Annotated in this window: 14 protein-coding genes; 2 read left to right on the top strand and 12 right to left on the bottom strand. The window is 67.9% G+C overall.

What is annotated here, in order from left to right:
• Nucleotides 1-116: 116 nt before the first annotated feature.
• Nucleotides 117-878: a Fic family protein gene (locus M5E06_RS33265; RefSeq protein WP_252141928.1), complete on the top strand. Its 762-nt coding sequence runs from the start codon at nt 117-119 to the stop codon at nt 876-878.
• Here the strand turns inward: M5E06_RS33265 and M5E06_RS33260 are convergent.
• The 10 genes from M5E06_RS33260 to M5E06_RS33215 form a co-directional block, all read right to left on the bottom strand.
• A complete protein-coding gene (locus tag M5E06_RS33260) occupies nt 875-2530 on the bottom strand; it encodes a CocE/NonD family hydrolase (RefSeq protein ID WP_252141927.1) in 1656 nt (551 codons plus the stop codon). The genes M5E06_RS33265 and M5E06_RS33260 overlap by 4 nt on opposite strands.
• 251 nt (nt 2531-2781) lie before the next feature.
• Nucleotides 2782-4503 (bottom strand): adenine deaminase, encoded by a 1722-nt coding sequence (ade, locus tag M5E06_RS33255; protein WP_252141926.1) that lies wholly within the window; start codon nt 4501-4503, stop codon nt 2782-2784.
• A 66-nt stretch (nt 4504-4569) separates the two neighbouring features.
• Nucleotides 4570-5757, bottom strand: coding sequence for a GNAT family N-acetyltransferase (locus tag M5E06_RS33250; protein WP_252141925.1), 1188 nt, complete (start codon nt 5755-5757; stop codon nt 4570-4572).
• 20 nt (nt 5758-5777) lie between these two features.
• Complete coding sequence (locus tag M5E06_RS33245; RefSeq protein WP_252141924.1) at nt 5778-7115, bottom strand: PAS domain-containing sensor histidine kinase; 1338 nt, start codon at nt 7113-7115, stop codon at nt 5778-5780.
• A complete protein-coding gene (spbR, locus tag M5E06_RS33240; RefSeq protein ID WP_252141923.1) occupies nt 7112-8248 on the bottom strand; it encodes a SpbR family protein in 1137 nt (378 codons plus the stop codon). Before spbR ends, M5E06_RS33245 begins: the two co-directional genes overlap by 4 nt.
• 184 nt (nt 8249-8432) lie before the next feature.
• The gene (locus M5E06_RS33235; RefSeq protein ID WP_109151134.1) at nt 8433-9197 is read right to left on the bottom strand and encodes a DUF6969 family protein; all 765 of its coding nucleotides are present in this window, start codon (nt 9195-9197) and stop codon (nt 8433-8435) included.
• Nucleotides 9198-9309: 112 nt separating this feature from the next.
• Nucleotides 9310-9912 (bottom strand): ABC-type transport auxiliary lipoprotein family protein, encoded by a 603-nt coding sequence (locus tag M5E06_RS33230; protein WP_252141922.1) that lies wholly within the window; start codon nt 9910-9912, stop codon nt 9310-9312.
• A 50-nt stretch (nt 9913-9962) separates the two neighbouring features.
• The gene (locus M5E06_RS33225; RefSeq protein WP_252141921.1) at nt 9963-10922 is read right to left on the bottom strand and encodes an MlaD family protein; all 960 of its coding nucleotides are present in this window, start codon (nt 10920-10922) and stop codon (nt 9963-9965) included.
• Nucleotides 10923-10931: 9 nt separating this feature from the next.
• Nucleotides 10932-11750 carry an ABC transporter ATP-binding protein gene (locus M5E06_RS33220; protein WP_252141920.1) on the bottom strand — a complete coding sequence of 273 codons (819 nt, stop codon included), beginning with the start codon at nt 11748-11750 and terminating at the stop codon, nt 10932-10934.
• Entirely contained in the window at nt 11750-12913 is a 1164-nt protein-coding gene (locus M5E06_RS33215) for an ABC transporter permease (RefSeq protein WP_252141919.1), read from the bottom strand. The genes M5E06_RS33220 and M5E06_RS33215 overlap by 1 nt, the downstream gene beginning before the upstream one ends.
• Nucleotides 12914-13132: 219 nt before the next feature.
• Here M5E06_RS33215 and M5E06_RS33210 point away from each other — a divergent pair, with 219 nt between their 5' ends.
• Entirely contained in the window at nt 13133-13648 is a 516-nt protein-coding gene (locus tag M5E06_RS33210; protein ID WP_109074629.1) for an adenine phosphoribosyltransferase, read from the top strand.
• A 15-nt stretch (nt 13649-13663) separates the two neighbouring features.
• On the opposite strand, the gene M5E06_RS33205 is transcribed toward M5E06_RS33210, so the two are convergent.
• Both M5E06_RS33205 and M5E06_RS33200 read right to left on the bottom strand, forming a co-directional pair.
• Complete coding sequence (locus M5E06_RS33205) at nt 13664-14110, bottom strand: DoxX family protein (RefSeq protein WP_252141918.1); 447 nt, start codon at nt 14108-14110, stop codon at nt 13664-13666.
• Between the two features lie 73 nt (nt 14111-14183).
• Nucleotides 14184-15128, bottom strand: a complete 945-nt coding sequence (locus M5E06_RS33200; RefSeq protein WP_252141917.1) for a DMT family transporter — start codon at nt 15126-15128, stop codon at nt 14184-14186.
• Between the last annotated feature and the right edge of the window lie 25 nt (nt 15129-15153).

Raw genomic sequence — 15153 nt, 5'->3', positions numbered from 1 at the left:
CTTGACAGGGATCCTAAAACCGGCAACCGTGCCCGTCCAAGCGGCAAATCCCCGCAGGGGGCGCGGCAAGATGCGCATCGCGCCAAACCCTCCCCTGCCCAGCGACAGAGTGACCGATGGCCCTGCTCGACGAGATCGCAGAGAAGAAACGGGCGCTGGACGCCGCGCGTCCCCTGCCGCAGGAGGTCGTGCACGGCATCGCCGACCGGTTCGAGCTGGATCTGACCGTCGCCGCCGCAGCGCTGGAGGAGATTCCGCTCAAGCGCGCGGACGTCAAAGCGATCCTGGAGCGCGGCAGCATCCTGCGCCACCGCGGGGTGGAGGAGCAGCGCTTCGTCCTGAACCACCGCGCGGCGCTGGAACTGATGGCCCGGCTGTCCTTCGATCCGTCGGGCGCCGTCACCGAACGCACGGTCACCGCCTTTCATGCCGTGCTCTATCGCGGGATCGAGGATGAGGCCGGGAAGTACCGCGACGGTCCGCCGAAGGACGACCCGGCGGAAACCGCACCCGACCCGGCCAAGCTGCGCGTGTCGATGTCGGCGCTGTCGACCTGGATGCGCAAGTCGGACGCCGGCCCCGACACCGCCTTCGAGGCTCATCACCGGCTGAGCGCCATCCGTCCCTTCCATGCCGGCAACCGGGCGACGGCGCTGCTGCTGTGCAATCTGATCCTGAACCGCGCCGGCTACCCGCCGGTGGTGGTCCAGGCCGACGACCGCGGCCTGTATTTGGATCTTGTCGAGCGGGCCTGGTCGGTCGGCGACAAGACGCCCTTCCGCGACCTGATGATGCGATTCCTGTCCCAAAGCCTAGATTTCTGCCTGGAATCGGCGGGCAAAGGTGAAGACGAAGCGGACGGGGACGTGGCTCCCTAAACCGCCGATCCGGCCGGCAGGCGCAGGCGCGACGGCCGGTCTGGACCGCTGTGGATCAGCAGGGTGATCGGCAGCGCATCGACGCGGCGGGTCTCGCCCGGCTCCGCCCCGGTGCCGGGATTGACCGGATAGGCCGGGAAACAGGACCCGGCAAGGCTGAGGCGCAAGGCCGATCCCGGCGCGAGCGTGGCGCAGGCAGCCCGCATGGCGATGGTCAGCGGACGGGTTGGGTCGCCCGGCTCCACCCGCGCATGACCCTGGGTCAACGGCAGCACCTGCCCGTCAGGCCGCAAGACCGACAGAACGGCGCTGACATCGAAGGATGGCGCATCGGCCTCCACCCACACATCCAGCGCCACCCGCCCGGCCAGCATCAGCGGCTCGTCCAGCGGCAGGCTGGTGTAGGTCGCGACGTCCGGGCGACGGTCGATGGCGGCGCGGTCGGGGCGCCCGGCGGCATCCGGCACCGCATGGCCGCCGACTGTCGGTACCGGCCTGCGCGGGTCGTGCACCATGACGTCGAGCGCCTCCAGATCGGGCATTTCCAACTCCAGCCGCCCACCCTGTCGGTTGGCGAGGCCGTCGCTGGCCAGATGCAGGACCGCTTCGGCCGCCGGCAGGTTGGACAGGTCGTGCCAGCGTCCGGTTTCGACATCATGCAGGCGGACCGGACCGCCGCGGTCGCCGCCCTCGCCCTTCAGCACCCGGTCGAACCACGCCAGTTGCAACGTGTCGAGCGTCGGCGCCTGTCCCGGCGCGGCGGCGGGTCCATCGGCGCCCCAGGGGCCGACGACCAGCCGCACCGGCGCCCTCTGGCTTGCGGCGAAACGATCATGGGCATCCAGCATGCCGGCCAGACGCGGGTCGTACCAGCCACCGATCTGCAGGACCGACACATCGGTCGGCATGGCGTCCTGCATCGCCTTGGGCGACAGCGCGGCCCAGGACGGGCCGGGCACCGGGTTGGTCAACCAGTCGTCGTAATGGGTGTAGCGGGCGTAGTCGCGCAGGGCCTGCGGCCGCGACGGAATCTCGTCGTCGATGGGCAGGCTGCGCGCCGCATCCGACAGCAGCCGGTGCCCGGTTCCGTCCTCGACCCGCCGCGCGGCGTCGGCCGCGGTGCGCAAGGCCCAGCCCATGGCGTCGGCCAACCGGAAAGCCCCGCCCTCATAGGCCCAGTCGGAGAAGACATCCCAGCCGGCGAAGGCCGGCGCCACAGCACGCAAGGCCGAGGGCGCTTCCACCAGCGCCAACCATTGCGCCATTCCGGCATAGCCGCAGCCATACATCGCCACCGTCCCCGACGATCCCGGCAGGGAGGCCGCCCAGGCGACGGCATCGGCCCCATCCTCCCGCTCCGCCTCGAAGGGACGGAAGCGGCCGTCGGAGGTGCCGCAGCCTCGCATGTCCTGCACCACCACCACATAGCCGCGCGCTGCATACCAGCGCGGATGGGCGTAGTGGCTGGTCAGGGCGGTGCGCCGGCCGCAGGGGACGCGCAGGAGAAGCACCGGCCATGTGCCGGCGGCGTCGGGCCGATAGAGGTCCGCATCCAGCCGCACGCCGTCCCGCGTCCGCATCGACACGGTTTCCGGCGGCCGGACCGGCAGCAGGCTGTGGGAGTGGTGGATCACCGGGGCCAGATGGGTCATGGCTGATCGGGCTCGCTCGATGACGAACAACAGATGATGTGTCGTCGTGGCAAAGCCCATGCCAGAGGTGGGACGGCAATCGGCCTAAATTTTAGGGTCGTAAATCCGGGCATGGAAAGCCCGCGCTCCTTGCGGAGAGCAGGCTTTTCCGGGTTTCGCGGTCGTTTCGTGGTTGGTGCCGATCAACACAAGGCCAAATTCCAGCCGCCCATTCCCCAGGCCGATGCCGCTTTGACGCGCAGATCGCCCAATCAGGCGGCAATCAGCTCGAAACGATCCACATCGACCATGCCGCGGTCGGTGATCTTCAGGTGCGGGATGACCGGCAGGGGAAGGAAGGCCAGTTGCAGGAAGGGCTCGGCAAGCGGACAGCCCATGGCGCGGACGGCGGCGCGCAGGGAGCGCAGCTTCACCTCCACCGTCTCGAACGGCTCCAAACTCATCAGCCCGGCCAGAGGCAGGGCCAATTCGCCGACAACCTGCCCGTTGTGCACGGCGACGAAGCCGCCCTGCAGTTCGATCAGGCGGTTGACCGCGACGCGCATGTCGGCGTCGCTCGCCCCGACCACGCAGATGTTGTGGCTGTCATGGCCGACCGACGAGGCCAGCGCACCTTCCACAAAACCGAACCCCTGGACGAAGCCGCGGCCGATGTTGCGGTTGCTGCCGTGGCGGGCGAAGACGCAGATCTTCAGCAGGTCGCGCGACGGATCGGCCACCATCCGGCCGCCCACCACCGGGACCTCGATCCGCCGGTGTTCGGTCAGGATCTTGCCCGGCTCCAGCCCGATCACCGACTGGACCGACCCGCCGGCCGGCACGGCGAAATCCTCCTCGGCTACCGGCTCCAGCTTCACCGAATCGAGGCCCACCGGCGTCACTGCCGGGCGACCGTCGAAGCTGTGCGGCCCGACGATCTTGCCGTTGCGGATGACGCGGTTGACCGCGCAGTCCTCCAGATCGTCGAGCAGGACCAGATCGGCGCGATGTCCCGGCGCCACCAGCCCGCGGTCGTACAGGCGGAAGCCGCGGGCGGCCGACCATGTGGCGGCGCGATAGACATGGGCCACCGGCGCGCCGAGGCGGATGGCGCTGCGGATCAGGTGATCCATGTGCCCCTCCTCCGCAATGTCCAGCGGGTTGCGGTCGTCGGTGCAGAAGCCCAGGAAGGGCGAAGTCTCCGGCTTGATGACTTCGGCCAGGGCATGGACATCCTTCGACACCGATCCGTCGCGGATCAGCACCTGCATGCCCTTGCGCAGCTTCTCCATCGCCTCATCCGCACTGGTCGTCTCGTGGCAATTGCGGATGCCGCAGGACAGATAGGCGTTCAGTTCCTTCCCCGACACCAGCGGGGCGTGGCCGTCGATGTGGCGCCCATCGAAGGCGGCCAGCTTGTCCAGCACCCCGTCCACCTTATGGAAGACGCCGGGGAAGTTCATGAACTCCGCCAGCCCAAGCACGCGGGGATGGTCCATGTGGCGGATCAGGTCCGGCGCCTCCAGCCGGGCGCCCGACGTCTCCAGCTCCGTCGCCGGCACGCAGGAGGACAGCTGTACGAACAGGTCGAGAGCCGTTCCCCCGGCACTGTCGAGGAAATAGCTGAGGCCCCGCTCGCCCAGCACATTGCAGATCTCGTGCGGGTCGCAGATGGCGGTGGTGGTGCCGCGGGGCAGGACGCAGCGGTCGAACTCCTGCGGGGTGACGCAAGTGGATTCACAATGGACATGAGTGTCGATGAAGCCCGGAACCACGGTCAGACCGCGACCGTCGATCTCCTCAACCCCGTCGTAGGACTCGTAGGTGCCGACGATGACCTCGCCGCAGACGGCGATGTCGCCCTCGGCGATCTCGCCGGTGACGACATTCAGGAAGCGCGTGTTCTTGATGACCAGATCGGCCTTCGCCTCGCCCAGCGCCTGCCCGATGCGCGTCTTCAGATCGTCCCGCCCCACTGCCCGGCTGACCGTCATGTCCCACTCCGCCTGTCACCTATTCAAAGAGGCAAAGTGGCCCGCCGTGCCGCACCGTGCAAGCGGCTATCGGCCGTTGTGCTGCCGGAAGGGGGAGCGGGCCCGCTCCTGCGCGAAGGCAGCGAGAGCCTTGGCGTTGTGCAATTCCAGCCCTTCCGCCACCGCGCGGCGCATATTGGTGTGCAGGAACCAATGGCAGGCATGGGAGAGTTTCGGCAGGAACCCTCGTGCCAGCTTGTGCGGGCCGCCACGTCCGCCGTCCACCCGGTTCAAACCCCGGGCGATCGCCCGTTCGACAGTCCGGTAATAGCAGATCTCGAAGTGGACCAGCCGCGTGTCCTCCCTCGCCCCCCAGTTGCGGACATAGAGGCAGCCGTCCCCTTCCATGGTCAGCAGAGCGCCGATCGAGACGCCGTCCGCTTCTGCGAACGTCAATGTAAGGGCGTCACCGAAGGCGGCACAGAGCCGCATGACGAAATCAACGGTCAGTGCCTGGCGTCGCCCCTTGCGGGTATGGAGATCGGCCAGCAATTGCAAGAAGACCGTAGCGTCCGTCTCCTCCACCCGGCTGCCCGGCACGTCGCGGATCCGCACTCCGCTTTCGCGGACCTTGCGCCGCTCCCACAAAAGCGTGCCGCGCCGGTGGCTTGTCAGGCCGGCGGTGTAGTCGGCGAAGTCACGGAATCCTTCGTTCCGCCATTCGTAATCGATGCCGTGGCGGGACAACCATCCCGCAGCCTCAAACAGGGCACGGTCCTCCTCGTCAGGAAAGCCGACATGGATGGAAGACAGCCCATGCTTGTGGGCCAGCGAACGCATGGCCCCTGTCAGTGCATCGGCCACGCCGAACGGCGCCCCCTGCCGCAGCAGGATCCGCGCTCCTGTCACCGGCGTGTAAGGGACCTCCATGACCAGCTTCGGAAAATAGCGCCCACCCGAGGCCTGGAAGGCGTCGACCCAGGTCTGATCGGGCCAGAACTCGTCCGTCGACCGGTCGCGCAGATAGAGGGGGGCCGCTCCGACCAACCGGCCGGATGCCTCACGCACGATCATGTGGGCAGAGCGCCAGCCATTGTCCGCGCCGGCCAGCCCGCTTTCCTCGGCCGCCCTCAGGTAGGCGTGGCTCAGGAACGGCCCCTTGCCGGCGGCACAGGCGTCCCATTCCAGCGGATCGACTCCGGAAATCCCGAACACCATTGCGACCGACAAGGCATCATCGCTCCGGTCGCCGTCCTGCCCTGCCGATCCCTGCATCACAGACATATCATTCCCAATTATTCTCCTTCATACGGCGGCGCCACCGGAAGCCGTACGCTGACCGTCGTGCCTTCCCCCTCGCGGCTGCGGATGTCCAGCGTGCCGTTCAGCAGATCGACGAAGGATCGCACCAGCGGCAAGCCCAGCCCGGTGCCGCCGGAGCGGCGGGACAACTGGCTGTCGACCTGACCGAAGGGTTGCAGGGCGATGGCGATGCCTTCCGCATTCATGCCGATCCCACTGTCGGCGACCTCGATCAGGATGCGGCCGCATTCCGGGCGGACCCGCAGGGCGACGCTGCCGCCGGCGGGGGTGAACTTCACCGCATTGGTCAGCAGGTTCAGCAGGATCTGCTTCACCCGCACCGGATCGCCCAGCAGGCGGGGGGTTTCGGGGGCGATGTCCTGGGTCAGGGTCAGCCCGCCCTCCTCCGCCCGTTCGGCGATCAGCAGAAGCGAGCTTTCGACGGCGTCGCGCACGTCCATCGGCTGCGGATGCATTTCCAGCTTGCCGGCCTCGATCTTGGCAACGTCCAGGATGTCGCTGATGACCGCCAGCAGATGCTGGCTCGACTTGCCGATCACCTTGGCATAGTCGAGGTATTTGGGATGGCCGAGCGGCCCGACGATCTCGCTCTCCATCATCGAGGAAAAGCCGATGATGGCATTCAGCGGCGTGCGCAGCTCGTGACTCATGTTGGCGAGGAACTCGCTCTTGGCGCGGTTGGCAAGTTCGGCCTGTTCCTTGGCCTGGATCAGCGCCTGTTCGGCGCGGCGGCGTTCCTGGACCTCCTGCATCAAAGCGCGGGTACGCTCGGCCACCCGCATCTCCAGCTCGTCGCGGGCCTGACGCAGAGCCAGTTCCGCCCGCTTGCGCCGGGTGATGTCCTGGCCGACGCAGAGAATACCCGCCGGCGCGCCGTCGGCCTCCGGCAGCCGGTTCAGGTTCCACAGAAGCACCCGCTCGCTCATGCAGTCCTGCTCGCGCAGGGACTGCTCGAAATTGCGGACCTCCATCCCCTCGGCGGCGACCTTGAGCTGGGCGGCGAAGGCGCCGGCCGGCTGCTCCCCCATCATCTCGGTCCAGGGGCGGCCGATGGCGGTGCCGGCCTCAAGCCCGAAGGCGCGTTCGGCATCACGGTTGGCCTCCAGCACGCGGCCGTCGTCTCCCAGCACAAGGATGATGCTGGCAGCCGTGCGCAGCAGAGAGCGGAAGCGCGCCTCCCCGGCCCGTGCCTCGCTCTGGCGCAGTGCGGCTTCCAACTCGGCGATGCGGCGTTCCAACCGGCGGACAATGTCGGCCGGGCCGCCTCCCGGCGGTGGGGCCGGCTCGGCGAAGAAGATCGGATCGGTCACGCCGCGGCGTTTTCCGGCTGCATCATGTCGCCCAGCTTCGCCAGCAGGAACTCCAAATCCTCCGGCGCCAGATCCTCGTACTGAGTCAGGATGCGCTCGATGACGCGGCGGCGGTGGCGCTCGCGGTCGCCGGGTTCGCCGTCATAGGGGGTTTCCTTCAGCACGTCGATGGCGATGCGGCAGGCCGGCAGCAGGGCCGGCGGCAGCTTCGCCTTGTCATACAGCGACTTCAGCCCCAGCCGTCCGGCATCGTGGATCAGCAGCCGGGCATTGGTCAGCGGTACGTTCGCCAAGCGCGACATCGCCATCTCGAAGAAGGCGATGTCGCCGGTGCACAGCGAGCGGACCAGCAGCGACGGCGTCAGGCGGCCGGTGCGGGCAAGCTGCGTCACCAGACGGTCCAGCGCCCCTTCGTCGCTTTCGCCGGTGAACAGGGCGACGGTCGCCCGTTCACGGCTTTGCAGGATCAACTCAGACGCGACCTTCGACGGCAGTTCGTGGTGCGAGACCAGATGCTGGCGCAGCCGTTCCGACACAACGGCGACCAGACGCTCGGCGATGGTGATCGGCAGCTTGGAGCGGTGGACCAGCGGGTCCTGCACCGCCTCGCTCGCGCCGAAGCGGTCGATGACGCGGCCCAGGCTCTGCTCGCCGAGTTCCGCCCCCTCGTTGGCGACCAGCGCCGCGACCGCGTGTTCGGACCCGCTTTCGATCAGCGCGTCGGCGACCACGGCCGGCACGGTCGGGCGTTGGGCGATGGCGGTGCTCTTCGCCTCCGCACCCGTCCGCACGATCTCGACCAGATCGGCCGGGGTCAGCACGGTGGAGACGCTCAACACCGGGATCGCCACCGCCTCCACATCGCGGGCTAGGGTCAGGGCGACGTCGCGCGGCAGGGACGGGCTGGATTTCAGATTCTCGGCCAGGGTCTGGCGGACGCGCAGGACCGTGTCCGTGACCATCACGCGGATGATGTCCTCCGCCAGCATGCGCTCCGACTGCGACAGCTCCGGGCTGTCGAACTGCTGAGCCAGCTTGGCGGCCAGATCGGTCCGGCTGTTCGGCGACGGGTCGGCCAGAAGCCGCGCCACGTCCTGTTGGGTCAGATGACCCGACTTGAAACCGTCACTCATGGGTGCCGGACCCTTCCTGCCCTGGTCCGTCTCCATATGGGCCGCGGAACGCAAAACCCGCGCGAATGTGGGCGGAGACTTGTCCACACCGTCAAGGATCTTCCGAAACGGTTGAACCTTCCTTAACGCCCTGCGGTCATAAGCCCATGGCCTTTGGCCATAAGTCCGCAGGAGGAGGAGCGGCTCACGGCATCCCGACGAAGCTGGGCGGCTCCGGCAGGATCGGCCGGCGTCGCCGTGCCCCGCGCAGATGCAGCGCCACAGTTGCGATCTGCTCCTCCACCGAGATGTGGCGCTGCGAGGCGACCTCCAACCCGCGGTCTTCGTAGACATAGGCGTCGGGATGGCTTTCCGCCCAGCGCTGGATGGCGGCGTCGCGGTCGCGCAGCAATTCGACGATGGTCGGACGGAACAGCCGCATCATCGCGGTGATCCAGCGGTTGGCCGGCCAGGACGGCCGGGCATGGTCGATCTCGAAAGCATCGAGCATGGCGATCACGTCGTCGGACTTGTACCAGGTCTCCCCGGTCACCCAGCGGTTGGTGGTGAACAGACGCACCGGCTGGCCGGCCACGTCCATGGCGATGCCGATCAGGTGGGACAACGCGTCATTGTCGTTGTCCGGGGCCGAGAAATCGGCCAGCGGCGCCGGCCTCAGCCCCGGCGGCATGCCGTGCGGGCGCAGGAAGGTGTGGAAATGCCCATGCTCCCCATTGGGCCGTTCGCCTTCGGGATGGCAGTGATAGTAATACTGGGCATGGAATTCGGCGTCGTAGACGTCACCCGGCGGATAATGCTTCCACTCGTACAGCGTGCCGTGGCCGCGCAGAAGCTCGCCCACCACCGTATCGCCGGTCTTGGCCAGAACGCGCTGGCACAGGCGCACCTCGCGTCCCGCCTCGGCCATCGCCTCCAACTCTTCCCGGGACACGTCCGACAAATCCGTCATCGCCCGATCCTGCGCTGCGCGAACACCCCTATTACGTACGCGGCTACGCGGGCGTGGCAAGGTCTTTTCGATTGCCGCACCTGCGGTTGCAGCCGGGCCTGCGCTTGGCCGTTCAGCTACCGGAAGGGCGGAAACGCTGCGACAGCGACCATGTCACCAGCTCTCCGGTAACCTTGCCCAGCGCTTCGTCGAAGGCAGTGATCACGTCGGTGAAGGAGCGGCCGCGCACCGGTGCCGACGCCTCGAAGGTCTCGCCGGCCTCGATGGTCCGGCGCGGCATGGCGACCAGCTTGGCCGATAGGCGCACATGCACCCGGTCGGGCATGGCGGCACCCGGCGTGGCGTATTCGGCCTGGAAATCACGCAGTTCCGACTTCAGCACATAGTCGGAGCGCAGCCCCACCGTGTCGCGCCCGACCGAGACGATGCGACCGCTGTCCTCGAAGGTCTGGACGATCAGCCCCTGCACCATGTTCGGCGCCCGGTCGGCCCAGGACACATCGGCGAAATAGTCGAGCGAGGTCGGCGTGCGGGCCAGGGCGATGCGCGGCGTGTCGATCCCCGCCGCAGCCGACGGCGTCTCCACCAGCAATTGCCAGTCGGCCTTGGGGCCGGGGGCGACGCTGGCCCGCGGGGTCAGGGTGTAGAGATGCGGCGCCGTCGGGTTCAGCGTCGAACAGGCGGCCAGCCCCAGCAGCAAGGCAGCACCCAGCATCCTGCGCACCATTGGCCCCGCGACCTCGCCCCGCCCCATCGTCGCCCGCCTCATTTCCCACGCACCTCCACGCCCTGCCGCGTCCCGCCGAAGAGGAAGTTCGACGGGTCGTTCTCGATCCGGGTGACCACCCGCGACAGCTGACCCGACAGATCGCGCAGCTGGGTGATCAGCAACGTCAGTTCATACAGGCCCGTGGCGGTAAAGTCGCGCACCGGCTCACGATTTTCGGCGACGAGGCCGTTCAGCGTGTCCGAGGTGCGCTTCAGCGACCGCAATAGCTCGCGCGTCTCGCCACCCAGCTGCTTGGCGGTGCCGTCCACCGTCGCCAGCGTGTCGTGCGTCTGGGCCAGCGTGCGGTCCAGCTGAGGCCCGACCGTCTCGAACCCGTTCAGCGTCCGCCGCGCCTGGGCCATCGTTTCCTCAAGGCCGGCGCTGGCACGGGCAAGCTCGGCACTGATGGTGCGGGCGTTGGCCAGAATGTCGCCGATCGCCTTCTGGTTCTCGCCGTTCAGCATCTCGCCAAGCCTGGTGATGACCTCCAGCGAGCGGTTGACCAGTTGCGGGGCGCTGTCCACCACCGCGGTCAGCGAACTGGGCCGCGACGGGATGGTCAGCACCCCGTCGGCATCGGTGGCGGTCAGCCGCTTGCCCCCCACCGTTCCGCCGGAGATCTGGACATAAGCGCCGCCGGTGATGCCCTGCACCTCCAGCGAGGCGATGGAATCGGACATGATCGGCGTGCCGTTCTGCACCTCGATCGTCACCCGGACCCGCGTCACGTTGTCGGGGTCGAGCCGGATGTCCGACACGGTGCCCACCGGCACGCCGCGATAGCGCACCGGGCTTCCCTGCTGCAGCCCGGTGACGGAACCGGTGAAATAGATGCGGTAGGTCTCGCGCGTCTCGTCCAACTGGACCTTGGCGATCCAGGCGGTGAAGACCAGCAGGCCGGCGACCAGCGCCAGCACGAAGCTGCCGACCAGGATATAGCTGGCGCGGGTTTCCATGACGTGCCCCTACCCTTTCGCAAGACGCCTGGCGTCTTCTTCATGTCGCCGAGCGTCATTGCGCTCTTTCGCGTCGAGAGCCGCGCGGCCGCGCGGTCCGTGAAAGTAATCGTGGATCCACGGGTGCGGATCGGCCAGATGCTGGGCCAAGGTCCCCACCCGGATCTTCTTGTCGACCAGCACGGCGATGCGGTCGCAGATCGAGGTCAGGCTGTCCAGATCGTGGGTGACCATGAAGACGGTCAGCCCCAGGCTGCGCTGCAACCCCTGGATCAGCGTGTCGAAAGCGGCGGCGGCGATGGGGTCGAGGCCGGCGGTCGGTTCGTCCAGGAACAGGATGTCGGGGTCGAGCGCCAGCGCGCGGGCCAGACCGGCGCGCTTGATCATGCCGCCGGACAGTTGCGCCGGGTGCTTGGTCCCGGCATCGGGCGGCAGGCCGGCCATGGCGATCTTCACCCGCGCGACCTCGGCAATCAGCGACGGGGACAAGTCGGTGTGCTCCTTCAGCGGCAGCATCACATTCTCCGCCACCGTCATGGAACTGAACAGGGCACCGTTCTGGAACAGCACGCCGGTGCGGGCCTGCAGCGCCGTCCGTTCCGCCCGGTCCAGTTCGGCGGTGTCGTGGCCCAGCAGCTCGATCCGACCGGCGGCGGGGTCGATCAGACCGAGGATCTCCTTCAGCAGCACCGACTTGCCGGTGCCGGAGCCGCCGACAACGCCCAGCACCTCCCCCCGCTCGACGTCGAGGTCGAGGCCATCATGGACGGTCTGCGGTCCGAAGCGGGTGACCAGTCCGCGCACGCGGATGACGGGAGCTTCGGCCATCACACCCCCAGCATGGAGAAGAGGACGGAGAAGACCGCGTCGATGACGATCACCAGGAAGATGCCCTCCACCACCGCCTTGGTTGTCATGATGCCGACGCTCTCGGCGCTGCCGGAGACCTTCAGCCCCTCGTAACAGCCGACCATGGCGATCACCAGGGCGAAGACGGGGGCCTTGATCAGCCCGGCGATCACAGTATTGATGCCGACCGCGCTGTGAAGCTGGCGGATGAACTGACCGAAGGTGATGTCCAGCGTGGCATAGGCCATCACCGCCCCGCCGAACAGCCCCATCACGTCGGCGTAGAAGGCCAGCAGCGGCAGGGTGATCATCAGTGCCAGCGCCCGCGGCACCACCAGCAGCTCCACCGGGTCGAGGCCCATGGTGCCGATGGCGTCGACCTCCTGGTTCACCTTCATCGTGCCGATCTGCGCGGTGAAGGCGGAGCCTGAGCGGCCGGCGACGATGATCGCCGTCATCAGGATGCCGATCTCGCGCAGGACGGAGATGCCCAGCAAATTGACGACATACAGCTCCGCGCCGAAACGCTTCAGCTGGTCCGCCCCCTGGAAGGCCAGCACCACGCCGATCAGGAAGGACAGCAGCCCAAGGATCGGCAGGGCATTCAGCCCGGTCTGCTCGATGTGGAACAGGACGGAGGTCAGGCGCAGGCGCGACGGGCGCAGGATCAGCCGGGCGAAGGTGACGGTGACCAGGCCGAGGAAGCCGACGAGGTCGAGGATTTCCTTGGCGGCGCTCACCGTCGTCTCACCGGTGCGGACGATCATGTCGATGATCGGGTGATGCTCGCGCTCGATCGGATGCGGCGGCGCCTTGCCGGCATCGCGCACGGCATCGAACAGGGCGGCATGGTCCGGCCGCAGCCCGACCACCGCAACCGTGTGGCCCGCCGCCCCCAAGCGGTCGGCCAGCCGGTTCAGCAGATAGGCGCCGACGGTGTCGAGCGCCTCCACCCGCGCCATGTCGAGACGCACCGCAGCACCCTCCTGGGGTTTCGGTGCGCGGTCGAGCGCATCGGAGGCTGTGGCGGCAGCATGCAGGGTCCAGCGTCCGGCGGCGGCGATCCGCCAACCGCCGTCCTCCGGACCGGCATCGATCCGGGCCTCGTCCGCCGTCCCATGCTTCGCTAAAGTCCCAGCCACAGGCTCCGCCGCACGCATCCGCACATTCACCGGTACGTCTGGCCGGTGCGCCTGGAACGTGGCGGAGCATCGTCGGATGGTCAACCCCATGCGGTAAAATGGCGGCACCGCCAAAGCGTCCATTCCCGGCTTTGCGCCGGGGTGGGCAGCCGCTAGAGTGCCGGGCGGCCGACCGGGCCGTTCATGCCGGCATACGATTCTTTACGGACAAGACTTCCGATGAACTTCAAAGACCATATCCGCGGCGTCCCGGATTTCCCGAAGGCCGGCATTCTGTTCTACGACGTCTCGCCGCTGCTGGCGAACGGCGCCGCCTGGAAGGCCGCCATCGACGAGTTGGCCGAGGCGGTGCGCCCGCACAAGCCGGACCTGCTGGTCGGGATCGAATCGCGCGGCTTCCTGGTCGCCGCCCCGCTGGCGCTGGCGCTTGGCATCGGCTTCATCATGGTGCGCAAGCACGGCAAGCTGCCCGGCGACAAGATCGCCCATTCCTATGACCTGGAATACGGCACCGACACCATCGAGGTGCAGGCCGACGCGGTGAAGCCCGGCCAGCGCGTTGTGGTGCTGGACGATCTGCTGGCGACCGGCGGCACCATGGTGGCCGCGATCAACCTGCTGCGTCAGGTCGGCGCCGACGTCCGTGCCGCCGCCTTCCTGGTGGAGCTGACCTTCCTGAACGGCCGCGACCGCATCGACGTGCCCAGCATTTCGCTGATGGCGTATGACGAGTGAGGTCCAGGCTTAAGGTCAGTGGCGGGCGCGCCAGCCGTCGACGCTGAAGCGCCCGGCCCCCGACGCCACCAGCGACAGGAAGCCGCCGATGATGGCGAGGTTCTTCATGAACTGGATCTGCTGCATCTTCATGGCGTCGGGTGCGGCGTCCCAATAGCGGTGGGCGATCAGGGTTGCGGCGACGGTGAAGGCCGCGACCGCCAGCGCCGCCAGCCGGGTCCAGGCGCCCAGCACGATGGCAAGCCCGCCGAACGCCTCGACCAGCGCGCCGATGGGGGCGACGATCGTGGCCATCGGCACGCCCTGGCTCTCCATTCCGGCGATGAAGCCGCCGAGCGCCATCAGCTTGCCGAAGCCGCTCTGCACGAAGATGGCGCCTAGCAGCACGCGGGCCGCCAGCAGCAGAGCATCCTGCCAGCCGGTGGCGGCACCGGTCTCGTAGGCGGTGGCATGGTTCGTCATCGCTCGTCCCTTTCCCAATGGCTTTGGATTGGGACGGCGGCGGGGCGGCGGTTATTCCATGAAAAATGCGGGATCAGGCGGTTCTCCACAGGCTGATGATCATGACGCCGGCGACGGTCAGGGCGGCGCCGGCCAGCTGCAGCCAGCCCATCGGCTCCGCCAGCGCCAGATAGCCGAAGACGGCGGCGGCGACCGGGCCGATGGCGCCGCTGAGTGCCACCAGATTGGGGCCGACCCGCCGCAGCGCCTCCGCCGTCATCAGAACCGGCAGCACGGTGCAGACCACCGACATCACCACCGACAGCCAATAGACCGGCAGCGGCAGGTCGAGCGCTGACAGGGGCCGCAGCACCAGGAACTGCAGGATGCAGCACAGGCAGGCCGCCGTCATCGCATAGGCGGTGAAGCGCATGGAGCCGATCCGCTGCACCACCCGGCTGCTGCCGACCAGATAGATCGAATAGAGGAAGGCGCCCATGAAGACCAATCCGGCCCCGGTCATGAAGTCGGGATGGCCGGTCCCGACCTCCGACCACACCACCAGGGCGACGCCGGCGTAGGAGACCACCAGAGCCACCACCTCGCGCAGGCCGATGCGCTTGCCGAGGAACAGGGCCGACAGGATCACGACGATGGTCGGGTAGAGGAACAGCAGCAGCCGCCCCATCCCGGCCGAGACATAGCGCAGACCGAGGAAATCGCAGAAGCTGGCGGCGTAATAGCCGGTGATGCCCAGCGCCACGGTCAGGGCGAGGTCGCGTCCGGCGATCGGCGCCCGCTCTCCCTTCCGGCCACTCGACCACAGAGCCATGGCCAGGAAGAAGGGCAACGCGAAGACCATGCGCAGCATGATCAGGGTGACCGGATCGACGTTGTAGCGGTAGGCCAGCTTGATGATGACCGGCCGCAGCGAGAAGGCGATCACCCCGGCGACGGCAAGGCCCAGCCCGACCAGCATCTGGACCGGCGGCAGGAACCGCGTCGCGGCGGCTTCGGAGGGCAGGCTGGACTGGGACAAGGCCGTGGATCCGGTGATTGGTTGG

It is taken from the genome of Azospirillum sp. A1-3, assembly GCF_023806445.1.
In the GTDB taxonomy this organism is placed as follows: Bacteria; Pseudomonadota; Alphaproteobacteria; order Azospirillales; family Azospirillaceae; genus Azospirillum.
This window is presented reverse-complemented; position numbering and strand designations above follow the sequence as displayed.